The 23,664-nt window shown below is 59.1% G+C and carries 21 protein-coding genes; 11 read left to right on the plus strand and 10 right to left on the minus strand.

Annotated elements, in window-relative coordinates; genetic code table 11:
* Positions 1-135 precede the first annotated feature (135 nt).
* Positions 136-1,623, minus strand: coding sequence for an ATP-dependent RNA helicase RhlB (rhlB, locus tag QYH43_RS14825; RefSeq protein ID WP_095057010.1), 1,488 nt, complete (start codon positions 1,621-1,623; stop codon positions 136-138).
* Between the two features lie 98 nt (positions 1,624-1,721).
* Positions 1,722-2,378, minus strand: a complete 657-nt coding sequence (locus tag QYH43_RS14830) for an alpha/beta hydrolase (protein ID WP_095057011.1) — start codon at positions 2,376-2,378, stop codon at positions 1,722-1,724.
* 468 nt (positions 2,379-2,846) lie between these two features.
* Between QYH43_RS14830 and QYH43_RS14835 the strand changes: the two genes are divergently transcribed.
* The 9 genes from QYH43_RS14835 (at position 2,847) to QYH43_RS14875 (ending at position 11,198) form a co-directional block, all read left to right on the plus strand.
* Complete coding sequence (locus tag QYH43_RS14835; protein WP_046041975.1) at positions 2,847-3,878, plus strand: amino acid ABC transporter substrate-binding protein; 1,032 nt, start codon at positions 2,847-2,849, stop codon at positions 3,876-3,878.
* 65 nt (positions 3,879-3,943) lie between these two features.
* Complete coding sequence (locus QYH43_RS14840) at positions 3,944-5,125, plus strand: amino acid ABC transporter permease (RefSeq protein ID WP_095057012.1); 1,182 nt, start codon at positions 3,944-3,946, stop codon at positions 5,123-5,125.
* A 10-nt stretch (positions 5,126-5,135) separates the two neighbouring features.
* Positions 5,136-6,233, plus strand: coding sequence for an amino acid ABC transporter permease (locus tag QYH43_RS14845; protein WP_095057013.1), 1,098 nt, complete (start codon positions 5,136-5,138; stop codon positions 6,231-6,233).
* 10 nt (positions 6,234-6,243) lie between these two features.
* Positions 6,244-7,008, plus strand: coding sequence for an amino acid ABC transporter ATP-binding protein (locus QYH43_RS14850; RefSeq protein ID WP_003178331.1), 765 nt, complete (start codon positions 6,244-6,246; stop codon positions 7,006-7,008).
* A gap of 280 nt (positions 7,009-7,288) precedes the next feature.
* Positions 7,289-7,948, plus strand: coding sequence for a FadR/GntR family transcriptional regulator (locus tag QYH43_RS14855; protein WP_301157279.1), 660 nt, complete (start codon positions 7,289-7,291; stop codon positions 7,946-7,948).
* Positions 7,938-9,242 carry a CynX/NimT family MFS transporter gene (locus tag QYH43_RS14860; protein WP_095057015.1) on the plus strand — a complete coding sequence of 435 codons (1,305 nt, stop codon included), beginning with the start codon at positions 7,938-7,940 and terminating at the stop codon, positions 9,240-9,242. Before QYH43_RS14855 ends, QYH43_RS14860 begins: the two co-directional genes overlap by 11 nt.
* Positions 9,243-9,354: 112 nt before the next feature.
* On the plus strand, positions 9,355-9,825 hold the full coding sequence (locus QYH43_RS14865) for a nuclear transport factor 2 family protein (RefSeq protein ID WP_095152171.1): 471 nt from the start codon (positions 9,355-9,357) through the stop codon (positions 9,823-9,825).
* A 39-nt stretch (positions 9,826-9,864) separates the two neighbouring features.
* On the plus strand, positions 9,865-10,179 hold the full coding sequence (locus QYH43_RS14870) for a GIY-YIG nuclease family protein (RefSeq protein ID WP_095057132.1): 315 nt from the start codon (positions 9,865-9,867) through the stop codon (positions 10,177-10,179).
* 83 nt (positions 10,180-10,262) lie between these two features.
* Entirely contained in the window at positions 10,263-11,198 is a 936-nt protein-coding gene (locus QYH43_RS14875) for a glutathione S-transferase family protein (RefSeq protein ID WP_301157280.1), read from the plus strand.
* Positions 11,199-11,301: 103 nt separating this feature from the next.
* Here the strand turns inward: QYH43_RS14875 and QYH43_RS14880 are convergent, their stop codons facing one another.
* Positions 11,302-11,652 carry a glutaredoxin domain-containing protein gene (locus QYH43_RS14880; RefSeq protein ID WP_095057018.1) on the minus strand — a complete coding sequence of 117 codons (351 nt, stop codon included), beginning with the start codon at positions 11,650-11,652 and terminating at the stop codon, positions 11,302-11,304.
* Entirely contained in the window at positions 11,652-12,656 is a 1,005-nt protein-coding gene (yejK, locus tag QYH43_RS14885; protein WP_095057019.1) for a nucleoid-associated protein YejK, read from the minus strand. The genes QYH43_RS14880 and yejK overlap by 1 nt, the downstream gene beginning before the upstream one ends.
* 396 nt (positions 12,657-13,052) lie before the next feature.
* On the opposite strand from yejK, the gene QYH43_RS14890 reads away from it, so the two are divergent.
* The gene (locus tag QYH43_RS14890; protein WP_007905514.1) at positions 13,053-13,334 is read left to right on the plus strand and encodes an HU family DNA-binding protein; all 282 of its coding nucleotides are present in this window, start codon (positions 13,053-13,055) and stop codon (positions 13,332-13,334) included.
* Positions 13,335-13,503: 169 nt separating this feature from the next.
* Here QYH43_RS14890 and rlmF read toward each other — a convergent pair whose 3' ends face one another.
* The 6 genes from rlmF to QYH43_RS14920 form a co-directional block, all read right to left on the minus strand.
* Positions 13,504-14,517 carry a 23S rRNA (adenine(1618)-N(6))-methyltransferase RlmF gene (gene rlmF, locus QYH43_RS14895; protein ID WP_095057020.1) on the minus strand — a complete coding sequence of 338 codons (1,014 nt, stop codon included), beginning with the start codon at positions 14,515-14,517 and terminating at the stop codon, positions 13,504-13,506.
* A 164-nt stretch (positions 14,518-14,681) separates the two neighbouring features.
* Positions 14,682-15,158, minus strand: a complete 477-nt coding sequence (locus QYH43_RS14900; RefSeq protein ID WP_095057021.1) for a hypothetical protein — start codon at positions 15,156-15,158, stop codon at positions 14,682-14,684.
* Positions 15,159-15,324: 166 nt separating this feature from the next.
* The gene (locus tag QYH43_RS14905) at positions 15,325-18,171 is read right to left on the minus strand and encodes a valine--tRNA ligase (protein WP_095152172.1); all 2,847 of its coding nucleotides are present in this window, start codon (positions 18,169-18,171) and stop codon (positions 15,325-15,327) included.
* Between the two features lie 229 nt (positions 18,172-18,400).
* Positions 18,401-19,717: an MFS transporter gene (locus QYH43_RS14910; RefSeq protein WP_301157281.1), complete on the minus strand. Its 1,317-nt coding sequence runs from the start codon at positions 19,715-19,717 to the stop codon at positions 18,401-18,403.
* 266 nt (positions 19,718-19,983) lie between these two features.
* The gene (locus QYH43_RS14915) at positions 19,984-21,219 is read right to left on the minus strand and encodes a transporter associated domain-containing protein (RefSeq protein WP_301157282.1); all 1,236 of its coding nucleotides are present in this window, start codon (positions 21,217-21,219) and stop codon (positions 19,984-19,986) included.
* A gap of 12 nt (positions 21,220-21,231) precedes the next feature.
* A complete protein-coding gene (locus QYH43_RS14920; protein WP_095057025.1) occupies positions 21,232-22,044 on the minus strand; it encodes an inner membrane protein YpjD in 813 nt (270 codons plus the stop codon).
* A 210-nt stretch (positions 22,045-22,254) separates the two neighbouring features.
* On the opposite strand from QYH43_RS14920, the gene ffh reads away from it, so the two are divergent.
* A complete protein-coding gene (gene ffh, locus QYH43_RS14925; RefSeq protein ID WP_301157283.1) occupies positions 22,255-23,631 on the plus strand; it encodes a signal recognition particle protein in 1,377 nt (458 codons plus the stop codon).
* Positions 23,632-23,664: the final 33 nt, after the last annotated feature.

Here is a 23,664-nt window from a genome sequence, read left to right on the forward strand (position 1 = left end):
GCTCCGAACACTCGAACTAAACTAATTTGTCTATTATGGACTTTTAGTTGTCGTGAGCAAGCGCCTGTTGAAAAAATCGAGACGAAAAAAAAGCGCAGACCGTTTGCGGCTGCGCCTCTTTCTGCAAGGCGCCCGTTACGGACGCTTGCGCTCAACCGCCCGCAGCAGGTGCGTCGGAGGGGTTTCACAGCTGATTTTCTTGCCCAGCAGCGCCTCGATGGACGGTAACTGGTAGGAGTCGTCTTCACCGGCAAAACTGATGGATACGCCATCGGCGCCCGCGCGACCGGTGCGGCCGATACGGTGCACGTAGTCGTCCGGGACTTCCGGCAGGGTGAAGTTGATCACGTGGCTGATGCCGTCGATGTGGATGCCGCGACCGGCCACGTCAGTGGCGACCAGCACGCGGATCTTGCCTTCGCGGAAACCTTCCAGTGTCTTGATGCGCTTGTGCTGCGGCACGTCGCCGGACAGCTGCGCGGCGTTGATGCCGTCGCGCACCAGGCGTTCTTCGATGCGCCGCACTTCATCCTTGCGGTTGGCAAACACAATCACCCGCTCCCAACCGTTGTCGTTGACCAGGTTGTAGAGCAGTTTGTATTTGTCGGCACCGGCCACCGCGTAGATGTGCTGTTCGACGTTTTCGTTGGCCACGTTCTGCGACTCGATCTCGACAATCGACGGGTCGGTGGTCCATTGCTTGGCCAGGTTCATCACGTCTTCGGTGAAGGTCGCGGAGAACAGCAGCGTCTGACGCTCGCTCTTCGGCGGGGTCTGGCGAATGATCTGGCGCACTTGCGGGATGAAGCCCATGTCGAGCATGCGATCAGCTTCGTCCAGCACCATGACTTCGACCATGTCCAGGTGCACGTCGCCGCGCTGGTTGAAGTCCAGCAAGCGACCCGGCGTAGCGACGAGGATGTCGCAGTGACGGGCTTCGAGGTGCTTGAGCTGCTTGTCGAAGTCCATGCCGCCGACGAACGTCATGACGTTGAGGCCGGTGTACTTGGTCAGGTCAGCCGCGTCTTTGGCGATCTGCACCACCAACTCACGGGTCGGGGCGATGATCAGCGCCCGTGGCTCACCCATGTAGCGCTCTTTCGGCGGCGGGGTTTGCAGCAGCTGGGTGATGATCGACACCAGGAACGCGGCGGTTTTGCCGGTACCGGTCTGGGCGCGGCCGATGGCGTCTTTGCCGGCGAGGGTAAAGCCCAGCACCTGGGCCTGGATCGGCGTGCAATACGGGAAGCCCAGGTCCTGGATGGCGTGCATCAGTTCCGGGGCGAGTTTGAAATCGTGGAAGCGGGTTTTGCCTTCCTGGGGTTCGACGACGAAGTCTTCGAGTTTCCACGGGATGACCGGCGCTTTTGGCTTTGGTTCGCGGCGTGGCTTGGCGGTTTTCGGCGCTTCGTTGTGCGGTTGCTCCGAGACGGTTGGCGCAGCAGGCTCGACGGCCGGAGCGCTCATCGGCTCATGTTTCGGTGCCGCTACAGGGGCGGTCTGGCCAGGCTGATTACCGTCGGTGCGGGGGCTGGAGTGGTGAGACGGAGCGCTGGTGACTGGCGCGAGTTGCTCAGTCTCGCTTTTACCGAACATTTTCTTGAGTGCTTTGAGCACGGTCATCTCATCAATTGGTTAAGGAATGTACGCCGGCCAGTGTAATGCAAGAATCGGGCGCGGCGTAGTGGGATGGATCAAAGGGCGCTTTTAAACATCATTGATCAACGCAAGCGCTCGGCGAGCCAGACGCCGATGTCGCGAATCTCCTCGGGTAACACTTCGTGGCCCATTGGGTATTCCTGCCATGTCACGGTGACACCACGCTCTTTCAAATGCTCATAGGCGCTGCGGCCCATCGAGTTTTGCACCACATCATCGTACTGACCGTGCAAGGACAGCACCGGAATACGCTGCTGGCTGGCGGACAATTCCAGCGCTTCATTAAAGGTGGGGGCATAAGTGGAGAGGGCAAGTACGCCACCCAAGGGGCCCTGCCATTTCAGGAAGGCGGTGTGGAATACGACCGCGCCACCCTGGGAAAAACCGGCCAGAAAAATACGCGAGGCGTCTATTCCGCTGGTCTTCTGCGTTTCGATCAGTTCGATGATCCAGTCGGCCGACGCTTCCAGTTGTTCGCGGTTGATCGCGCGCGCGGGGCTCATGGCCAATATGTCGTACCAGCTCGGCATCTCGTAACCGCCGTTGATGGTGACGGCGCGGCTCGGTGCCTGGGGCAAAACGAAGCGTGTACTCAACAGGCTTTCCTGCAGGGCTTCGGCCACCGGCAGGAAGTCGTAGCGATCGGCACCCAGGCCATGAAGCCAGACCACGCAGGCATCTGCGGTCTTGACGGGTTCAAGAATCAAGGGGTTGGTCATGGCTGCTCCAAAAATGTGCGTGCGCTCTCATTGAGGGCAAGGTGTGAGTGCGCGTCTGGTGGATCCGTTAAGAAGATGTCGCAAGGCTACAACTTTTGCTATTGACCTGTCCCTTATTGGCTTCGGCGGCCGGTGTGGTACGGGCTTTGCTATGGGGAAACGGTGCAACCCATCTCGCGTGCGGCGGTAACACTATCAGTCTACTGCCGAGCGTGGGATAGCAAAGAATCCGGTGATGGATGTTCGCCAATGGCCGATACGGGCTTCGCGAACGTGAAAGGGCTACAGCCCGTTCGGCCGATTGGTGAGAAGTGAGTAATCCATGATGTGGATTTTCTCCTACTAGACTCATAGCTAACGTCTTACGTCGGTTGACCCCAAAAACAAGCCAACACGGGTCGACTACGCCTCAAAAGGGTGCGACAGGACTCACGCTCCGACACAACAAGAGCAAAACTGGAGGTTTGAATGAAGATGTTGAAATCCACCCTGGCGATCGTGACTGCAGCCGCAGTCCTTGGTGTCAGCGGGTTTGCCCAGGCGGGCGCAACCCTGGATGCAGTGATGAAGAAAGGTTTCGTGCAGTGTGGCGTCAGCGATGGTCTGCCAGGCTTCTCGGTTCCGGATTCCACCGGCAAGATCGTCGGTATCGATGCTGACTATTGCCGCGCTGTGGCCGCTGCCGTTTTCGGTGACGCGACCAAGGTCAAATTCAGTCAGTTGAACGCCAAGGAGCGCTTCACCGCGCTGCAGTCCGGCGAAATCGACATCCTGTCGCGCAACACCACCATGACCAGCTCCCGTGACGCGGGCATGGGCCTGAAATTCCCGGGCTTCATCACCTACTACGATGGCATCGGCTTCCTGGTAAACAACAAGCTCGGCGTGAAAAGCGCCAAAGAGCTGGATGGCGCGACCATCTGCATCCAGGCCGGTACCACCACCGAGCTGAACGTTTCCGACTACTTCCGCGGCAACGGTCTGAAATACACCCCGATCACTTTCGACACCTCCGATGAAAGCGCCAAGTCGCTGGAATCCGGTCGTTGCGACGTGCTGACCTCCGACAAATCCCAGCTGTTCGCCCAGCGCAGCAAGCTTGCTTCGCCGAAGGACTATGTGGTTCTGCCGGAAACCATTTCCAAGGAACCTCTGGGCCCGGTCGTGCGTAATGGCGACGACGAGTGGCTGGCCATCGTGCGCTGGACTGGCTACGCCATGCTCAACGCTGAAGAAGCCGGTATCACTTCGAAGAACGTCGAAGCTGAAGCCAAGGGCACCAAAAACCCAGACGTTGCCCGTCTGCTGGGTACCGACGGTGAATACGGCAAAGACCTGAAAGTGAAGAAAGACTGGGTCGTGCAGATCATCAAGCAAGTCGGCAACTACGGCGAAGTGTTCGAGAAAAACCTCGGCAAGGGCACTCCGCTGGAAATCGACCGCGGGCTGAACGCTCTGTGGAACGCTGGCGGCATTCAATACGCACCACCAGTGCGCTGATGGTTCTATCACCCGGTGGGCCAACCTCCGGGTGATGTTCTGTTCCATTATTTGCGGGGCACTTCATGCAAAATTCAATCGGCGCACCTAAGCAGAGGCTCAGCCTCAGCGATCCGCGAGTGCGTGCGTGGGTATTTCAGATCATCACGATTTTCGGGGTGGTTTCGCTGGGCTGGTTTCTGTTCGATAACACCCAGACCAATCTGCAACACCGGGGCATTACCTCCGGTTTCGACTTTCTGGAGCGCAGTGCCGGGTTCGGCATCGCTCAACACCTGATCGACTACACCGAAGCGGACAGCTATGCCCGGGTGTTTGTCATCGGTCTGCTCAACACCCTGCTCGTGACCTTCATCGGCGTGATCCTGGCGACGATCCTGGGCTTTATCGTCGGTGTGGCACGGCTGTCGAAGAACTGGATCATCGCCAAAGTGGCGACGGTGTATGTGGAAGTCTTCCGCAACATTCCGCCGCTGCTGCAGATCCTGTTCTGGTACTTCGCGGTATTCCTGACCATGCCGGGGCCGCGCAACAGCCATAATTTCGGCGATACCTTCTTTGTCAGCAGCCGTGGTCTGAACATGCCGGCGGCGTTGATGGCAGATGGTTTCTGGCCGTTCGTGGCGAGCATCGTGGTGGCCATCGTCGCCATCGTGCTGATGACCCGTTGGGCCAACAAGCGCTTCGAAGCGACGGGCGTGCCTTTCCACAAGTTCTGGACCGGCCTGGCATTGTTGTTGGTGATCCCGGCACTGTGCACGCTGGTTTTCGGCGCACCCGTGCAGTGGGAAATGCCTGAGCTCAAGGGTTTCAACTTTGTCGGTGGCTGGGTGCTGATCCCGGAACTGCTGGCGTTGACCCTGGCCCTGACTGTCTACACCGCAGCGTTCATCGCCGAGATCGTGCGTTCGGGCATCAAGTCGGTCAGCCACGGCCAGACCGAAGCGGCGCATTCCCTCGGCCTGCGCAACGGTCCGACCCTGCGCAAGGTCATCATCCCGCAAGCCCTGCGCGTGATCATTCCTCCGCTGACCAGCCAATACCTGAACCTGGCGAAAAACTCCTCGCTGGCGGCCGGTATCGGTTATCCGGAAATGGTTTCGCTGTTTGCCGGGACCGTGCTCAACCAGACCGGCCAGGCGATCGAGGTGATTGCCATCACCATGAGCGTGTACCTGGCGATCAGTATCAGCATTTCCCTGCTGATGAACTGGTACAACAAGCGCATTGCGCTGATCGAGCGGTAAGGAAAAGCGCATGAGCACTCATACTTTCAAACCTGACATGCCTCCACCGAGCAGCAGCATCGGTGTGGTGGCATGGATGCGCGCGAACATGTTCTCCAGCTGGCTCAACACCCTGCTGACCTTGTTTGCGTTCTACCTGATCTACCTCGTGGTCCCGCCGATCCTGCAGTGGGCAATCCTTGATGCCAACTGGGTCGGCACCAGCCAGGCCGACTGCACGAAGGAGGGCGCCTGCTGGGTGTTCATCCAACAGCGTTTCGGCCAGTTCATGTACGGCTACTATCCGCCGCTACTGCGCTGGCGCGTGGACCTGACGGTGTGGCTGGCGATTGTCGGCGTGGCACCATTGTTCATCTCGCGCTTTCACCATAAAGCGGTGTACGGCCTGAGCTTCCTGGTGCTCTACCCGATCATTGCCTGGTGCCTGTTGCATGGCGGCGTATTCGGCCTCGACACCGTGGCGACCAGCCAATGGGGCGGCCTGATGCTGACCCTGGTGATCGCCACTGTCGGTATCGCCGGCGCGCTGCCGCTGGGTATCGTCCTGGCGCTGGGGCGCCGTTCGAACATGCCGGCGATTCGTGTGGTCTGCGTGACCTTCATCGAATTCTGGCGCGGCGTGCCGTTGATCACGGTGCTGTTCATGTCCTCGGTGATGCTGCCGTTGTTCCTGCCCGAAGGGATGAACTTCGACAAGCTGCTGCGGGCACTGATCGGCGTGATCCTGTTCCAGTCGGCCTACGTGGCCGAAGTGGTGCGCGGTGGCTTGCAAGCGATCCCCAAGGGTCAGTACGAAGCCGCCGCCGCAATGGGCCTGGGTTACTGGCGCAGCATGGGCCTGGTGATTCTGCCGCAAGCCCTGAAGCTAGTGATCCCCGGCATCGTCAACACCTTCATCGCGCTGTTCAAGGACACGAGCCTGGTGATCATCATCGGCCTGTTCGACTTGCTCAACAGCGTCAAGCAAGCCGCCGCCGACCCGAAATGGCTGGGCATGGCCACTGAAGGCTATGTGTTCGCGGCCCTGGTGTTCTGGATTTTCTGTTTTGGTATGTCGCGCTACTCCATGCACTTGGAACGTAAGCTCGACACTGGCCACAAGCGTTAGGAGTTCTTTTATGAGCGAAGCAATCAAACAGCCTGTGAGCCCTGAAGGCATTATTCAGATGCAGGGCGTGAACAAGTGGTACGGCCAGTTTCACGTACTCAAAGACATCAACCTCAACGTAAAACAGGGCGAGCGTATCGTGTTGTGCGGCCCGTCCGGTTCGGGCAAGTCGACCACCATCCGCTGCCTCAACCGTCTGGAAGAGCACCAGCAGGGCCGGATCGTGGTCGATGGCGTGGAGCTGACCAACGACCTCAAGCAGATCGAAGCGATCCGTCGCGAAGTCGGCATGGTGTTCCAGCACTTCAACCTGTTTCCGCACCTGACCATCTTGCAGAACTGCACCCTGGCGCCGATGTGGGTACGCAAGATGCCCAAGCGCAAGGCCGAGGAAATCGCCATGCACTACCTGGAACGCGTACGCATTCCGGAGCAGGCGCACAAATATCCGGGGCAACTGTCCGGTGGTCAGCAACAGCGTGTGGCGATCGCCCGTGCACTGTGCATGAAACCGAAAATCATGCTGTTCGACGAACCGACTTCGGCACTCGACCCGGAGATGGTGAAAGAGGTTCTCGACACCATGATCGGCCTGGCCGAAGACGGCATGACCATGCTCTGCGTGACCCACGAAATGGGCTTCGCCCGCACTGTGGCCAATCGCGTGATCTTCATGGACAAGGGCGAAATCGTCGAACAGGCCGCACCGAACGACTTCTTCGACAACCCGCAGAACGACCGCACCAAGCTGTTCCTGAGCCAGATCCTGCATTGATCGAAGCCAGGCAGTGAAATAAACCCGGACCGAGTTCCGGGTTTATTTTTGCTTGGAACTCAAGCTTTTCTGTAGCGAGGGAGCTTGCTCCCGTTGGGCTGCGTAGCGGCCCCAAGGTCTTCAAGATCATGGACGATTGTGAGTGCTGCGCACTCAAGCGGGAGCAAGCTCCCTCGCCACGGGTTGATTTATCTATTGCACCTTTGTGGTTGCCCTGCGGAAAGATGCTGACTAACATGTCAGAAAATTCATCCTATGATTGGATGAAAGGGCGAATCCTATGTCTGAAATTTCTCCACTCGTAAAGCGATCTTTGGTCGATCAGGCCCTGGAACAGTTGCGCCTGCGCATCAACCAGGGTGTGTGGGCCATCGGCCAACGCTTGCCGACCGAGCCGGAGTTGTCCGCCGAATTGGGCATCAGCCGTAACACCGTGCGTGAAGCGATGCGGGTATTGGCGTTTTCCGGCTTGATCGAAATCCGCCAGGGTGACGGCAGTTATCTGCGCGCAGTGGTCGATCCGCTCGACACCGTAAAGGCATTGTCCTGTTGCTCCCTTGAGCAGGCCCGCGAAACGCAGCACATCCTCGAAGTCGAGGCCATCGGCCTGGCGGCACTGCGCCGTACCGATGAGGATCTGCGGGCATTGCGCGAAGCACTGAGCGTCAGCGGCAACCACTATCACGGCGACCTCGACACTTACATCGCCTGCGATCTGGTCTTTCACCGCCGCTTGGTGGACGCCGCACACAACCCGACCCTCAGCGAGCTGTATCGCTACTTCTCCAGCATCATCGGCGCGCAATTGCGCCAGACCCTGAACATCGTTCCGCGACGCCAGGAAGTGTTCGACTTGCACATCGAGCTGCTCGATGCCGTCGAACAACGCGACCCGGAGCGGGCCAAAGCCCTGTCGAGGCAGTTGATCAATGAACCTTGAAACCGAGACGTCCATGCGCCGCAGTGATTTATCCACAGCCCCCAAGCGTTCGGCAGAGCTGGAAGAGTTACTGATCGATGCCGAGGCCGATGATGAGCAGGTCCAGCAAGCCCACCCGGTTTTACGCCGGCCATGGCTGTTGCTGCTGGGCCTGATCCTCGTGGCATTGAACCTGCGCCCGGCGTTGTCGAGCATGGCGCCGATGCTCAGCGAGGTGTCGAAATCCCTGGGTCTGACGGCCTCCCAGGCCGGTTTGCTGACGACGTTACCGGTGCTTTGCCTTGGTCTTTTCGCACCGCTGGCACCCGTGCTGGCGCGACGTTTTGGCGCCGAGCGGGTGGTGTTGGGCATTCTCCTGACGCTGGCCGGCGGCATCATTCTGCGCAGTTCGTTTGGCGAGATCGGGTTGTTTGCCGGCAGCGTGCTGGCCGGCGCCAGCATCGGCGTGATCGGCGTGTTGCTGCCGGGCATCGTCAAGCGTGATTTCCCGAAACAGGCCGGAACCATGACCGGCGTCTACACCATGGCGCTGTGCCTCGGTGCGGCGATGGCGGCAGGGGCAACCGTGCCGTTGAGTGAACATTTCGACCAGAGTTGGGCAATGGGCCTGGGCTTCTGGGTGATTCCGGCACTGGCCGCAGCGATGTTCTGGTTGCCGCAAGTCAGCCAGAAACACGGCGCACACAACGTGGCCTATCGCGTTCGGGGCTTACTGCGTGATCCGCTGGCCTGGCAGGTGACCTTGTACATGGGCCTGCAATCGTCCCTGGCCTACATCGTATTCGGCTGGTTGCCGTCGATTTTGATTGCTCGCGGGTTGACCCCGACCCAGGCCGGTCTGGTGTTGTCCGGTTCGGTGATTGTGCAACTGATCAGCTCCCTGGCCGCGCCATGGCTGGCCACGCGGGGCAAGGATCAGCGCCTGGCCATCGTGATCGTGATGGTGCTGACCCTCGGCGGTTTGTTCGGTTGCCTGTATGCGCCGATCGAAGGCTTGTGGGGCTGGGCGATTGTGCTCGGGCTGGGGCAGGGCGCCACGTTCAGCCTGGCGTTGACCCTGATCGTGCTGCGCTCGCGCGATTCCCACGTGGCAGCGAACCTGTCCAGCATGGCCCAGGGCTTCGGTTACACCCTGGCGTCGATGGGGCCGTTCGCGGTGGGTATCGTGCATGACTGGACTGGCGGCTGGACAGCGGTAGGCTGGATCTTCGGCGTTATCGGCCTGGGCGCGATCATCGCCGGTCTGGGCGCCGGGCGTTCGCTGTATGTGCAGGTCGAAAGCGAGAAAATCTGACACTCGCACACTGTCGGTATTCGGTTCACGAATGCCGATAGTGTTCCGCGCATTTGCAGACTATCGTGCAGGCAAACGCTCGACGCCAATTTGCACAACAGGGAGTCTGCTCATGAGTGACGCCAACAACGTCTTGATCACCCGCTTCTACGAGGCTTTTCAGCGCCTCGATGCCGAGGCCATGAGCGCCTGCTACACCGACGACGTCGTGTTCAGCGATCCGGCCTTCGGCGAACTGCGCGGGCGCGATGCCGCAGATATGTGGCGCATGCTCACCACCCGCGCCAAGGATTTCTCTCTCACGTTCGATAACGTGCGCGCTGATGAGCGTACCGGTGGCGCCCATTGGGTGGCGACGTACCTGTTCAGCCAGACGGGCAACACCGTGATCAACGACATTCAGGCGCGATTCGTTTTTCGCGATGGCAAGATTTGCGAACATCACGACAGCTTCGATCTGTGGGCCTGGTCGCGTCAGGCGTTGGGTTTCAAAGGCCTGTTGCTGGGCTGGACGCCGTTGGTGCGCAACGCTGTTCGCGCGCAGGCATTGAAGGGGCTGAAGGCATTCCAGGCCAGTCGCTGATAAGATCGCGGCTTGTTTCCTTTCAAGCCTGATCGTTACGTGACCACCCTCAGCGAAAGCCCTGTCGACGCCGACACACCCGCGAGCAAAACCTGGTTCGTCTATCTCGTACGCGCCGCCAATGGCTCGCTGTATTGCGGGATCAGCGACGATCCCGTGCGCCGGTTTGCCAAGCATCAAAGCGGCAAGGGCGCTCGGTTTTTTCTCTCCAGCCCCGCCATGGCCCTGGTCTACACCGAACGCTGCCGCGACAAAGGCGACGCGTTGCGTCAGGAGCGGTTGATCAAGAAACTGAAGAAAAGCGCCAAGGAATGCCTGGTGGCGAGTGCCGCTGTGGTTTATCAATCTGACTGATAAGTTCCCATCAGGCAGAACTGTGGGCTGCTAACCGATTGCGCGCTAAGCTGCGGATTCCTATCTTTGCGGCGGAGCCGAGCATGTCCGAGTTGATTCTTCATCATTACCCGACGTCCCCCTTCGCCGAAAAGGCCCGCCTGCTGCTGGGCTTCAAAGGGCTGTCCTGGCGTTCGGTGAAAATCTCGCCGGTGATGCCAAAACCCGATCTCACGGCCCTGACCGGTGGCTATCGCAAGACGCCGGTGTTGCAGATTGGCGCGGACATCTATTGCGACACTGCGTTGATTGCCCGTCGACTGGAGCAGGAAAAGGCCTTGCCGGCGTTCTTCCCTGAAGGTCAGGAAATGATCGCGGCGTCGTTCGCCGCCTGGGCAGATTCGGTGGTGTTTCAGCATGCGGTCAGCCTGGTGTTCCAGCCGGAATCGATCGCGGTGCGTTTCGGTACCTTGCCGCCGGAGGCGATCAAGGCGTTCATCGCCGACCGTACCGAATTGTTCAGCGGTGGCAGCTCGACCAAGTTGTCCACCGAACAGGCCAAACATCAGTGGCCGACGATCATGTCGCGGCTGGAGTTGCAGTTACAGCGCGAGCAGGGCGACTTCCTGTTCGGCGAACCGTCGATTGCCGACTTCGCCCTGGCTCACTGCTTGTGGTTCCTGAAGGCAACTCCGGTTACCGCACCGTTGGTGGATGCGTACCCGGCCGTTGCTGCATGGCATGCGCGGGTGCTTGGCTTCGGTCATGGCGCATTCAGCGAGATGACGTCCGAAGAAGCATTGGAGGTTGCGCGCACGTCCCAGCCTGCGGCATTGCCGGATGAACAGTTTGTAGATCCAAACGGGCTCAAGGCGGGTCAGCAGGTGGTGATCGCGGCGACTGATTACGGCGTTGATCCGGTCGCGGGGGAATTGCTGTTTGCCGGTAGCGAGGAGTTGATTGTGCGTCGCGAAGATGAGCGTGGCGGTGTGGTGCATGTGCACTTCCCGCGGTTTGGTTTCCGTATCGAAGCCTGCTGACATTTCTGTTGATAGCAAAAACGAAAAGATCGCAGCCTTCGGCAGCTCCTACACCCATCTCATGTAGGCGCTGCCGAAGGCTGCGATCTTTTGATTTTTTGGGTTACTTCAACGCCGCCAGAATCGCATCCGGGTCATACCCGCGAATCAGTGTCCCGTTCACATCAATGATCGGAATCCCGCCGCCGCCCAAGGCCTCATAGTCCTTGCGCGCCACGGCATCTTTCTCGATATCGAATTCCTTGTATGGAATGCCTTTCTGATCGAGAAAGCGTCGCGTCAGCTTGCAGTAGCCACACCACTCGGTGGCGTAGAGCGCGACGTTGGCCTTGGCCTGGGTCTGCTCCGAAACCACTTGTGAGGGATTGAACACCCGCTCGATCTTGCCCCAGTTCTGGTAAGCCACGACCACCAGCAGGATCAGCAGGCATTTCTTCAGTACGCCGCCGAGCATCAGTTGCGTCGCTTGAGCTGGTCGGTGAGCGAGGTCGGCAAGCCCTTGATGATCAACGTGCCGGCTTCTTCGTCGTACTCGATCTTCGAGCCCAGCAAGTGCGCTTCAAAGCTGATCGACAGGCCTTCGGCGCGACCGGTGAAACGGCGGAACTGGTTCAGGGTGCGTTTGTCGGCCGGAATCTCGGGCGACAGGCCATAGTCCTTGTTGCGAATGTGATCGTAGAAGGCTTTCGGGCGTTCTTCATCGATCAGTCCTGAAAGTTCTTCCAGGCCCATCGGCTCGCCGAGTTTGGCCTGGCTGCTGGCGTAGTCCACCAGGGTCTTGGTCTTCTCACGGGCGTCGTCTTCGGGCAAATCTTCACTTTCGACGAAGTCACTGAAGGCCTTGAGCAGGGTGCGGGTTTCACCCGGACCGTCGACGCCTTCCTGGCAGCCGATGAAGTCGCGGAAGTATTCCGAAACTTTTTTGCCGTTCTTGCCTTTGATGAAGGAGATGTACTGCTTGGACTGCTTGTTGTTCTGCCATTCGGACACGTTGATCCGCGCCGCCAGGTGCAATTGGCCAAGGTCCAGGTGACGGGACGGCGTGACGTCCAGTTCGTCTGTCACGGCCACGCCTTCACTGTGGTGCAGCAGGGCGATGGCCAGGTAATCGGTCATGCCTTGCTGGTAGTGCGCGAACAGCACGTGGCCGCCGACCGACAGGTTCGACTCTTCCATCAGCTTTTGCAGATGTTCAACTGCCACGCGGCTGAATGCCGTGAAGTCCTTGCCGCCCTCGAAGTACTCTTTCAACCAGCCGCTGAACGGATGCGCGCCCGACTCGGCATGAAAGAATCCCCAGGCCTTGCCTTGTTTGGCGTTGTAGCTCTCGTTGAGGTCGGCAAGCATGTTCTCGATGGCGCCCGACTCGGCCAGTTCAGAGTCGCGGGCGTGAAGAACTGCAGGCGTGCCGTCGGGTTTTTTGTCGATCAGGTGGACGATGCAATGACGGATCGGCATGGGCTTCTCGGCTGAATGAAGAGAGGAGGGCGTGCTCCCCCGAAAAAGCGCCCAGTGTACCGCAACCATTGGTTTTGGCGCGGCGTGAAGGGCAATTCGGGGGCGACCGGCGGCGCTTATGCTGTTTTTTGCTGTTTTAGCACAATAAAGCTGACCAAATGGGTAGCTAAAGGCGGATATTTCCACGCCTGTGTGCTAGCTTTGCCCGGTCTTGCGCAAAGTCACTGCGTTAAGCCTGCAGTCAGCATTTGTCAGGTCGAACCAAACCCTGATTTCGGTATCTATAACCCCGAACCCGAGGTTATTTGGCCGAGGGTGCCGGATCCAAAAGATCGGGCTCGATAGCTGACATTGCACTCTGCAATCCATATGAATTTGATAGGGAAGGAACACTAAATGGCTCTTACTAAAGACCAACTGATCGCCGACATCGCTGAAGCTATCGACGCGCCGAAAACCACCGCGCGTAACGCTCTGGACCAACTGGGTCAAATCGTTGCCGATCAGCTGGAAAACGGCGGCGAAATCACTCTGCCAGGTATCGGCAAGCTGAAAGTGACTGAGCGTCCTGCCCGTACTGGCCGCAACCCTTCGACTGGCGCTGCCATCGAAATCGCTGCCAAGAAAGTGATCAAGCTGGTTGTGGCCAAAGGCCTGACCGACGCTGTTAACAAGTAAGACTTGTTAAAAAAAACCGTGCGCCGGAGCAATCCGGGCACGGTTTTTTTATGCCTGCGATTTAGCTCGCCAGACAGTGTAGGAGCGAGCCTGCTCGCGAGACCGGCGTTTCAGCGCCATCGAATTCGACTGACACACCGCTTTCGCGAGCAGGCTCGCTCCTACAGGGTTACGGGCGCGCCCAACGCTCGCGCCAGGCCTGTTGCTGCGCCTTGGTCTGGAACGTCCAGGCGACAAACCGGCTTTGTTTCTGGCCTTGAGACATTTCCACCACCTGGCTTTCCAGCGCCCCGGCCTTTTTCAGGGCGGTCTGGATGGCCGGCAGGTTCGACGCTTTAGATACCAGCGTGCTGAACCATAGAACCTGCTGCGCCACCTGAACGCTTTCGCCGATCAGTTGGTTCACAAAGCGTATCTCACCGCCCTCGCACCACAACTCGGACGCTTGACCGCCGAAGTTCAGCACCGGCAGTTTGCGTTTTGGATCGGCCTTGCCCAAGGCACGCCACTTGCGAGTGCTGCCGCGCGTGGCTTCGTCCAGCGATGCATGGAAGGGTGGATTGCACATGGTCAGGTCAAACCGTTCGGCGCTCTCCAGCAGGCCCGTGAGGATCTGCTTGGGATTCGTCTGCTGGCGCAGCTGGATCGATTTATTCAGACCGTTGGACTGCACAATGGCCTTGGCCGCGGCCAACGCTGTGGAGTCGATTTCCGATCCGAGGAACTGCCAGCGGTAATCGCTATAGCCGATCAGCGGATAGACGCAGTTGGCGCCCATGCCGATGTCCAGCACCTTCACCGCCGCGCCTCGTGGGATCACGCCCTCGTTGCCACTGGCCAGCAGGTCTGCGAGAAAGTGCACATAATCCGCACGCCCTGGAACAGGTGGGCACAGATAGTCAGCCGGAATGTCCCAATGGGCGATGCCGTAGAACGATTTGAGCAGCGCCCGGTTGAATACGCGCACGGCGTCCGGGCTGGCGAAGTCGATGCTTTCCTTGCCGTACGGATTGAGGATGACGAACTTGGCCAACTCCGGTGTGCTTTTGATCAGCGCCGGAAAGTCGTAGCGACCTTGATGGCGGTTGCGTGGGTGCAGGCTGGCTTTTTCACGCGGCGCCACAGCAGGCGTTGGAGGTTTTGGCTGCTTGCGTGGTGCTTTGGGTTTGCTGGGGGCGGTCATGGGGGCGTCGATTCAGGAGGTGGCTCAATATGGCGCCTATTCTCCCACAAAGGACAAACCACGTGGCTGATTCATCTTCACAGCACTCAACTCATGACTCTGTATTAGTAAAGTGTCAGCCGCCGTTTATTAGGGGCTGACTAATAGATTAAGTAACAGTGTTCTTAAATTTCATCGGGGTCATTCAGAAAAGGTGCGTTTCGTTCGATGATGTTAAGGTCGAGCGTTATATTAATTTGCCCATTGGCTTGGAGTCTTACGGGGGACTCGTTTGTGAATACAAATTCGGCATTAACTCGCTTGCCGCTTCGAGTGAGTAGATACACATTTTCTTTGTTGGTCTTGAGGTCATCCAGTGTGAGCGTTTTCCAATCTTTGTTGATTATTTTGAAGGTGGTAGGGTCAGATGATGTGCTGCATGAAAAATAGTTTCCGTTAAGGTCTATTGTCTTGCCGAAATGCTCTCCTTCGGCGCGTATGTAAATCGTGTACCACTCATCTGTGCATCGAAAATAAAAAACGTCTGCTACAGGTTTTTCGGCCAGAACCGGAACAGTATTGCCACGGTGTGAAATTATTCCGAAACTTTTTGTGGACCAGTTCAATGTTGCAAGAAACGATTTTTGACGATTAGTGCTCATACTGAAAATCCTTGTTCAGTGTTGTTGAAAAGTAGGCTGTTACTGTGTTTGGAGTAGGGATGTTAACGAAAGAAAAAATGATAAGAAACTACTTACACGTTTGGTAATTATCAAAAAAATGCCCCGAAGATCGGGGCATTTTTATGTGCAAGCGGCGAATTAAAACTTACAGACTGGCAATCCGCGCATGCTGCTCAGCCAACTTGCCGAGAGCCTGTTCCGCTTCGGCCAATTTGGCGCGCTCTTTCTCGATGACTTCGGCCGGGGCCTTGTCAACGAAACCGGCGTTGGAAAGCTTGCCGCCAACACGCTGCACTTCGCCTTGCAGACGCTGGATTTCCTTGTCCAGACGCGCCAGCTCAGCCCCTTTGTCGATCAAACCGGCCATTGGTACCAGCACTTCCAGCTCGCCGACCAGTGCGGTGGCGGACAGCGGTGCTTCTTCGCCAGCAGCGAGTACGGTGATCGATTCGAGGCGTGCCAGTTTTTTCAGCAGGGCTTCGTTCTCGGTCAGGCGACGCTGATCCTCGGCGCTGACGTTCTTCAGGAACAGCGGCAGCGGTTTACCCGGGCCGATGTTCATTTCGCCACGGATGTTGCGCGTGCCGAGCATCAGGCCCTTGAGCCATTCGATGTCGTCTTCGGCGGCTTGATCAATGCGGGTTTCATTGGCCACAGGCCAAGGTTGCAGCATGATCGTCTTGCCTTCGATACCGGCCAGCGGCGCGATGCGCTGCCAGATTTCTTCGGTGATGAACGGCATGAACGGGTGCGCCAGGCGCAAAGCCACTTCCAGTACGCGAACCAGAGTACGGCGTGTGCCGCGCTGACGCTCGACCGGTGCGTTTTCGTCCCACAGCACAGGCTTGGACAGTTCCAGGTACCAGTCGCAATACTGGTTCCAGATGAACTCGTACAAGGCTTGTGCGGCCAGGTCGAAACGGAACTGGTCGAGTTGACGGGTCACTTCGGCTTCGGTGCGTTGCAGCTGCGAGATGATCCAGCGGTCAGCCAGGGACAGCTCGTAGGCTTCGCCGTTCTGGCCGCAGTCTTCACCTTTGTCCAGCACGTAGCGTGCGGCGTTCCAGATCTTGTTGCAGAAGTTGCGATAGCCTTCGACGCGGCCCATGTCGAACTTGATGTCACGACCGGTGGATGCCAGCGAGCAGAAGGTGAAGCGCAGGGCGTCGGTGCCGTAGCTGGCGATGCCTTCGGCGAACTCGTCGCGAGTCTGCTTCTCGATCTTCTTCGCCAGTTTCGGCTGCATGAGGCCGGAGGTGCGTTTCTGCACCAGCTCTTCCAGCTCGATGCCGTCGATGATGTCCAGCGGGTCCAGGACGTTGCCCTTGGACTTGGACATCTTCTGGCCCTGACCGTCACGCACCAGACCGTGAACGTACACGGTCTTGAACGGAACCTGCGGTGTGCCGTCTTCGTTCTTCACCAAATGCATGGTGAGCATGATCATCCGGGCAACCCAGAAGAAAATGATGTCGAAGCCCGTCACCAGGACGTCGGTGGAGTGGAATTTCTTCAGGAATTCGGTTTGTTCCGGCCAGCCCAGCGTGGAGAACGTCCACAGGCCCGAGCTGAACCAGGTGTCGAGAACGTCGTTGTCCTGTTGCAGCGCAACGTCCGGGCCGAGGTTGTGTTTGGTACGCACTTCGGCTTCGTCGCGACCGACGTAGACCTTGCCCGACTCGTCGTACCAGGCCGGAATGCGGTGGCCCCACCACAGCTGACGGCTGATGCACCAATCCTGGATGTCACGCATCCACGAGAAGTACATGTTTTCGTACTGTTTAGGCACGAACTGGATGCGGCCGTCTTCAACGGCGGCAATCGCAGGCTCGGCCAACGGTTTGGTGGACACGTACCACTGGTCGGTCAGCCACGGCTCGATGATGGTGCCGGAACGGTCGCCTTTCGGCACTTTCAGGGCGTGATCGTCGACGCTGACCAACAGGCCTGCGGCTTCGAACGCGGCCACGATCTGCTTGCGCGCTTCGAAACGGTCGAGACCGGCGTATTCGGTCGGGATCTTGCCGTCGATGGTTTCGTTCAGCGTGCCATCGAGGTTGAACACCTGGCAGGCTGGCAGAACGGCAGCGTTTTTGTCGAAGATGTTCAGCAGCGGCAGGTTATGGCGCTTGCCGACTTCGTAGTCGTTGAAATCGTGGGCCGGGGTGATTTTCACGCAGCCGGTGCCGAATTCAGGGTCGCAGTAATCGTCGGCGATGATCGGGATGCGGCGGCCAACCAGTGGCAGCTCGACAAATTTGCCGATCAGGGCTTTGTAGCGTTCATCGTTCGGGTTAACGGCCACGGCGGAGTCGCCGAGCATGGTTTCCGGGCGAGTGGTCGCGACGATCAGGAAATCGTTGCCTTCAGCGGTCTTGGCGCCGTCGGCCAGCGGGTATTTCAGGTTCCACAGGAAACCTTTTTCGTCGTGGTTCTCCACTTCGAGGTCGGAAATCGCCGTGTGCAGCTTGGTGTCCCAGTTGACCAGACGCTTGCCGCGGTAGATCAGGCCGTCTTCATGCAGGCGGACGAAAGCTTCTTTAACGGCTTCCGAGAGACCGTCGTCCATGGTGAAGCGCTCGCGGCTCCAATCGACGGACGAACCGAGGCGACGGATCTGACGGCTGATGTTGCCACCGGATTCATCTTTCCATTCCCAGACTTTCTCGAGGAATTTCTCACGGCCCAGGTCGTGGCGGCTCTGGCCTTTGGCTTCGAGCTGACGCTCTACCAGCATCTGCGTAGCGATACCGGCGTGGTCGGTGCCTGGCTGCCAGAGGGTGTTGCGACCCTGCATGCGGCGGAAACGGATCAGGGCGTCCATGATCGCGTTGTTGAAGCCGTGACCCATGTGCAGGCTGCCGGTGACGTTCGGCGGCGGGATCATGATGGTGTAGGACTCGCCCGCGCCTTGCGGGGCGAAGTAGTTCTCTGACTCCCAGGTGTTGTACCAGGAAGTTTCAATGGCGTGCGGCTGGTAGGTCTTATCCATGCGCGGCGGGACCCTATTGGCATTTATTCAGGAAAAGCCGGGAAGTATAGCGGGGATGAGCCGATGCGCGTAGAGCGAGGTGACAGTGGGCGGGGAAAAGTTGAGGTCTGTGTTTTGTCAGTGGGACTAAATCGCTGGCAAGCCAGCTCCTACAGGTTATGTGTCGAACAGCTATTTTGTGATCGACACCAAACCCTGTGGGAGCAGGCCTGCCAGCGATGGCGGTCTGTCAGGCGACGCTATTCAAATCGTTATGCCGCGTTTCTTTCAGGCACAGCACTGCAATCAAACTCAGCACTGCCGCCACGGACACATACCCGCCGACATAACTCAATCCGCCCATCGCCACCAGTTTCTGCGCGAAGAACGGTGCAGCGGAAGCGCCGACAATGCCGCCCAGGTTGTAGGCCGCCGAAGCGCCGGTGTATCGAACATGGGTCGGAAACAGCTCTGGCAGCAGTGCGCCCATCGGCGCAAACGTCACGCCCATCAGAAACAGTTCAATGCACAGGAACAGCGCCACGCCCCAGGTCGAACCGTGGGTCAGCAGCGGTTCCATCAGGAAACCGGACAGAATTGCCAGCACGCCACCGATGATCAGCACCGGCTTACGCCCGTATCGGTCGCTGGCCCAGGCCGATAGCGGTGTGGCGGCCGCCATGAACAGCACGGCAAAGCACAGCAGCGCGAGGAACGTTTCGCGGCTATAGCCGAGCGTCGACACGCCGTAACTCAGCGAGAACACGGTGGAGATGTAAAAGAGCGCATAGCACACCACCATCGCGCCGGCCCCCAGCAAAACAGGCATCCAGTATTGGCCGAACAGCTCGAACAGCGGGATCTTCACGCGTTCCTGGCGTGCCACGGCGTTGGCGAACACCGGAGTTTCATGCAGCTTGAGGCGCACGTACAGGCCAACCATCACCAGCGCAGCGCTGAGCAGGAACGGAATGCGCCAGCCCCACGAGCGGAACTGTTCGTCGTCGAGCAGCATCGCCAGTGTCAGGAACAGGCCGTTCGCCGCCAGGAAACCGATGGAGGGGCCGAGCTGCGGGAACATGCCGAACCACGCTCGCTTGCCTTTGGGGGCATTCTCGGTGGCCAGGAGTGCCGCGCCACCCCATTCACCGCCGAGCCCCAAGCCTTGGCCGAAACGCAGCACGCAAAGCAGGATCGGCGCCCAGGCGCCAATACTGTCGTAACCCGGCAGCACGCCGATCAGCGTGGTGCACACGCCCATCAGCAGGAGAGAGGCAACGAGGGTCGATTTGCGCCCGATGCGATCGCCAAAGTGGCCGAACAGGGCAGAGCCCAGGGGGCGCGCGAGGAAGGCGATGCCAAATGTAAGAAACGCCGAGAGCATCTGGGCGGTGCCGGACGTCTGCGGAAAGAACACCGGCCCGATGACCAGCGCAGCAGCGGTGGCATAAACGTAGAAATCGTAGAACTCGATGGCGGTGCCGATGAAACTCGCCGTGGCCACGCGGGTGGCGGAGTTAGTCGGTTGTGCGGGAACGGAGTCGCTGTAAGTCGTGCTGGTCGTCATGCGGTTATCCCTGACAGTCATGTGCCCCAGTGGAGCGAATTATTATGGTCGAGAACCCAGGGATGTGGGTGAGGGCGCGGTCGCTGTTTCAGGTAGGAACAGTCGTCGGCTTGCTGCGGATGTGGCTGATGGTCAGGCCGGAAGTTGCGCGGTGCAGGGGTAAGCACGGGCCCGGCGAGGCTTGGGTAAGCGTATCGATTATAGGAAGGTGGCTAACGATCGAACAAGAGGCTTGCGAGGGTATTCCACAGAGTTTGTCTCAGATCTCAGATAACTACTGGCATCGAACTGGTCTGCCAGATCAGTACTTGCGTAACGCGATTGTCCTCGGTCTCCAGGATTTCCAGGCGATAGCGGCCGATCTTCAGGCAGACGGTGCTTTCGGGAATGGTTTCCAGGGCTTCGGTCACCAGGCCGTTCAGGGTTTTCGGACCGTCGCTCGGCAGGTGCCAGCCAAGGCTCTTGTTCAACTCGCGGATTGAAGCTGCGCCATCAACCACCAGGCGTCCATCGGCTTGCGGGTGGATGTGCGGGTTGTCGAGTTGGTGCTGGCTTTCGAACTCGCCGACGATTTCCTCAAGAATGTCTTCCAGCGTGACGACGCCCAGCACCTCCCCATATTCATCGACCACCATGCCCAGGCGTCGCTGCTGTTTATGGAAGTTGAGCAGTTGCAGCTGAAGCGGGGTGCTTTCCGGTACGAAATACGGTTCGCGACTGGCGGCCAGCAGGGCTTCTCGGGTCAGGCTCGCATCGGGCAGCAAGTGGAGGATGTGCCGGGTGTTGAGCACGGCTTCGACCTGATTGATGTCGCTGTGGAACACCGGCAGGCGAGTGCGCCTGTTGTGTCGCAGCTGTTCGATGATTTCGTCGATGGGGTCGTCCAGGTTGATCCCGTCGACATCGCTGCGTGGGACCAGGATGTCGTTGACCGTGATGTTGTCCAGGGCGTGGATGCCTGACAACGGATGAGGGCGGCAGATGACGTTTTCGGTCGTGTCGCGCCGCTCGGTCAGGGGCTCGTCTTCACTCTGTTGCACAACTTTGGCTTTGCGGGCGAAGGGTCGCACCAGCAACAGGCTGGTGCTTTTAAGCAGCCAGGCGGCGGGGTAGACGATTTTCAGTGGCACGCGAAGCAGGTTGTTGCCTTGGGCCAGGATCGCCTCGGGATAGCGAGTGGCGAGGGCGCGGGGCAGGTAGTCGGCAAACATCAGCACCACTGCGCCCGCTCCCAGGCAAGCAATCCATGGACCGTTTTCGGCCCAGGTGAAAATCGCCAGGAGGGTGCTGATGACCACCACGAGTGCGCGGCAGAGGGTGTTGCAGAAGATCAGGCTGTCGAGGGGAAAGCTCAATTTCGCCAGCGGTTTATCGCTGGAACGCGTTGCCGTGCGCTGAGCCAGCAGATGCTGGTGCGCCGTCTCGATGGCCGTAAACAGCCCCGACCATAAAATCAGCAGGGCCACTACTGCAAGCATCGGCCCTATGGGCAAGTCGTCCATTAATGCCGCCCGTCAGATATGCAGGATGTATTCACGAACCAGCTTGCTGCCGAAATACGCCAGCATCAGCAGGCAAAACCCGGCGAGGGTCCAGCGAATGGCTTTGTGACCCCGCCAGCCGAGACGGTTGCGACCCCACAGCAGGACGCTGAAGACAATCCAGGCCAGGCACGCCAGCAAGGTTTTATGCACAAGGTGCTGGGCAAACAGGTTCTCGACGAACAGCCAGCCGGAAATCAGTGACAGCGACAACAGTGTCCAGCCGGCCCAGAGGAAACCGAACAGCAGGCTCTCCATGGTTTGCAGTGGCGGGAAATTCTTGATCAGCCCGGAGGGGTGCTTGTGCTTGAGCTGGTGGTCTTGAATCAGCAGCAGCAAGGACTGGAACACCGCGATGGTGAACATGCCGTAGGCAAGAATCGACAGCAGGATGTGGGCGAGGATGCCCGGCTCCTCATCGATGATCTGTACCGTGCCCGCGGGTGCGAACTGCGCCAGAAGCACGGTCAGGGCGCCGAGCGGGAACAGCAACACCAGCAGGTTCTCCACCGGAATCCGCGAGCAGGCCAACAGGCTCAAGGCGATGACCGCAGCGGCAATCAGGCTGGCGGCGCTGAAGAAATCCAGGCCGAGACCGATCGGGGTCAGCAGATGGGTGAGCAGGCTGGCGCCATGGGCCAGCACGGCAAGCACGCCGAGCGAAACCAGCAGGCGCTTGTTGGCCTTGGCGCCGGTGGCCAGGCGAGTGCTCTGGTAAATGGTCGCAGCGGCATACAAGCAGGCGGCGGCGAGGGAAGTAAGCAAGCTGGGTGACAAGGGGAGCATAAATCCTGTTAGGCAAGCCCGAAAGTCGCTGAGTTTGGCATAGAACCCCCGCCACACGAAAGACCGCGCAAGCTGACAGCGAGGTGTCCGCCGGCCGCAGTCTTCGCTATAATCCGCGACCTGCCCACGCCGCAGGCTCGCCGAGCACACGTTTAGTCCGGTCCGGGCCGCCATTATCCCGGTCTACACAGGGCCTGAAAGGATCGCGCAATGTTTGAAAACTTAACCGACCGTCTCTCGCAGACGCTGCGCCATGTCACCGGCAAGGCCAAGCTGACCGAAGACAATATCAAAGATACCCTGCGCGAAGTGCGCATGGCGTTGCTCGAAGCCGACGTCGCCTTGCCGGTGGTGAAGGACTTCGTCAATTCGGTGAAGGAGCGCGCTGTCGGCACCGAGGTGTCGCGCAGCCTGACGCCGGGCCAGGCCTTCGTGAAGATCGTCCAGGCCGAACTCGAAAGCCTGATGGGCGCGGCCAACGAAGATTTGAACCTGAGCGCCGTGCCGCCAGCGGTCATCCTCATGGCTGGTTTGCAGGGCGCTGGTAAGACCACCACCGCCGGCAAGCTCGCGCGCTTCCTTAAAGAGCGCAAGAAGAAGACCGTCATGGTCGTGTCCGCCGACGTTTACCGTCCTGCGGCGATCAAGCAGCTGGAAATGCTTGCCGGTGAGGTTGGCGTTACCTTCTTCCCGTCCGACCTGAGCCAGAAGCCGGTCGAGATCGCGCAAGCGGCTATTAAGGAAGCAAAGCTCAAATTCATCGACGTGGTCATCGTCGATACCGCCGGTCGTCTGCACATCGATGAAGAGATGATGGGCGAGATCAAGGCGCTGCATGCCGCGATCAACCCGGTCGAAACCCTGTTCGTGGTCGACGCCATGACCGGCCAGGATGCCGCCAACACGGCCAAGGCTTTCGGTGACGCGCTGCCGTTGACCGGTGTGATCCTGACCAAGGTCGACGGCGACGCCCGTGGCGGTGCCGCGCTGTCGGTCCGTGCCATCACCGGCAAGCCGATCAAGTTCATCGGTATGGGCGAGAAGAGCGAAGCGCTCGACCCGTTCCATCCTGAGCGTATCGCCTCGCGTATTCTCGGCATGGGCGACGTGCTCAGCCTGATCGAGCAGGCAGAAGCGACCCTCGACAAGGACAAGGCCGATAAACTGGCCAAGAAACTGAAGAAGGGCAAAGGCTTCGATCTCGAAGACTTCCGCGATCAGTTGCAACAAATGAAGAACATGGGCGGCCTCGGCGGCCTCATGGACAAGCTGCCGAACATGGGCGGCGTGAATCTGGCGCAAATGGGCAACGCTCAAGGTGCGGCAGAGAAGCAATTCAAGCAGATGGAAGCCATCATCAACTCCATGACCCCGGCCGAGCGCCGCGACCCTGATGTGATCAGCGGTTCGCGCAAACGTCGGATCGCCATGGGTTCCGGCACCCAGGTGCAGGATATCGGTCGCTTGATCAAGCAACACAAGCAGATGCAGAAGATGATGAAGAAATTCTCCGCGAAAGGCGGAATGGCCAAGATGATGCGCGGCATGGGCGGTATGTTGCCCGGCGGTGGAATGCCCAAGATGTAAAGAATTCGCGCCGGCCATCGGGTCGGCGCAGCC

Source organism: Pseudomonas sp. C32, from assembly GCF_030417915.1.
GTDB lineage: Bacteria > Pseudomonadota > Gammaproteobacteria > Pseudomonadales > Pseudomonadaceae > Aquipseudomonas.

Bases quoted from the DNA above. Each gene is read 5' to 3' on its own strand.
- QYH43_RS14860 (WP_095057015.1), top strand. From the start codon at position 7,938: ATGAACCTTGAAACCGAGACGTCCATGCGCCGCAGTGATTTATCCACA.
- QYH43_RS14855 (WP_301157279.1), top strand. From the start codon at position 7,289: ATGTCTGAAATTTCTCCACTCGTAAAGCGATCTTTGGTCGATCAGGCC.
- QYH43_RS14830 (WP_095057011.1), bottom strand. From the start codon at position 2,378: ATGACCAACCCCTTGATTCTTGAACCCGTCAAGACCGCAGATGCCTGC.
- QYH43_RS14910 (WP_301157281.1), bottom strand. From the start codon at position 19,717: ATGACGACCAGCACGACTTACAGCGACTCCGTTCCCGCACAACCGACT.
- QYH43_RS14890 (WP_007905514.1), top strand. From the start codon at position 13,053: ATGGCTCTTACTAAAGACCAACTGATCGCCGACATCGCTGAAGCTATC.
- QYH43_RS14920 (WP_095057025.1), bottom strand. From the start codon at position 22,044: ATGCTCCCCTTGTCACCCAGCTTGCTTACTTCCCTCGCCGCCGCCTGC.
- QYH43_RS14845 (WP_095057013.1), top strand. From the start codon at position 5,136: ATGAGCACTCATACTTTCAAACCTGACATGCCTCCACCGAGCAGCAGC.
- QYH43_RS14875 (WP_301157280.1), top strand. From the start codon at position 10,263: ATGTCCGAGTTGATTCTTCATCATTACCCGACGTCCCCCTTCGCCGAA.
- yejK (WP_095057019.1), bottom strand. From the start codon at position 12,656: ATGCCGATCCGTCATTGCATCGTCCACCTGATCGACAAAAAACCCGAC.
- QYH43_RS14840 (WP_095057012.1), top strand. From the start codon at position 3,944: ATGCAAAATTCAATCGGCGCACCTAAGCAGAGGCTCAGCCTCAGCGAT.
- QYH43_RS14915 (WP_301157282.1), bottom strand. From the start codon at position 21,219: ATGGACGACTTGCCCATAGGGCCGATGCTTGCAGTAGTGGCCCTGCTG.
- rhlB (WP_095057010.1), bottom strand. From the start codon at position 1,623: ATGACCGTGCTCAAAGCACTCAAGAAAATGTTCGGTAAAAGCGAGACT.
- QYH43_RS14900 (WP_095057021.1), bottom strand. From the start codon at position 15,158: ATGAGCACTAATCGTCAAAAATCGTTTCTTGCAACATTGAACTGGTCC.
- QYH43_RS14835 (WP_046041975.1), top strand. From the start codon at position 2,847: ATGAAGATGTTGAAATCCACCCTGGCGATCGTGACTGCAGCCGCAGTC.
- rlmF (WP_095057020.1), bottom strand. From the start codon at position 14,517: ATGACCGCCCCCAGCAAACCCAAAGCACCACGCAAGCAGCCAAAACCT.
- QYH43_RS14880 (WP_095057018.1), bottom strand. From the start codon at position 11,652: ATGCTCGGCGGCGTACTGAAGAAATGCCTGCTGATCCTGCTGGTGGTC.
- QYH43_RS14850 (WP_003178331.1), top strand. From the start codon at position 6,244: ATGAGCGAAGCAATCAAACAGCCTGTGAGCCCTGAAGGCATTATTCAG.
- QYH43_RS14865 (WP_095152171.1), top strand. From the start codon at position 9,355: ATGAGTGACGCCAACAACGTCTTGATCACCCGCTTCTACGAGGCTTTT.
- ffh (WP_301157283.1), top strand. From the start codon at position 22,255: ATGTTTGAAAACTTAACCGACCGTCTCTCGCAGACGCTGCGCCATGTC.
- QYH43_RS14905 (WP_095152172.1), bottom strand. From the start codon at position 18,171: ATGGATAAGACCTACCAGCCGCACGCCATTGAAACTTCCTGGTACAAC.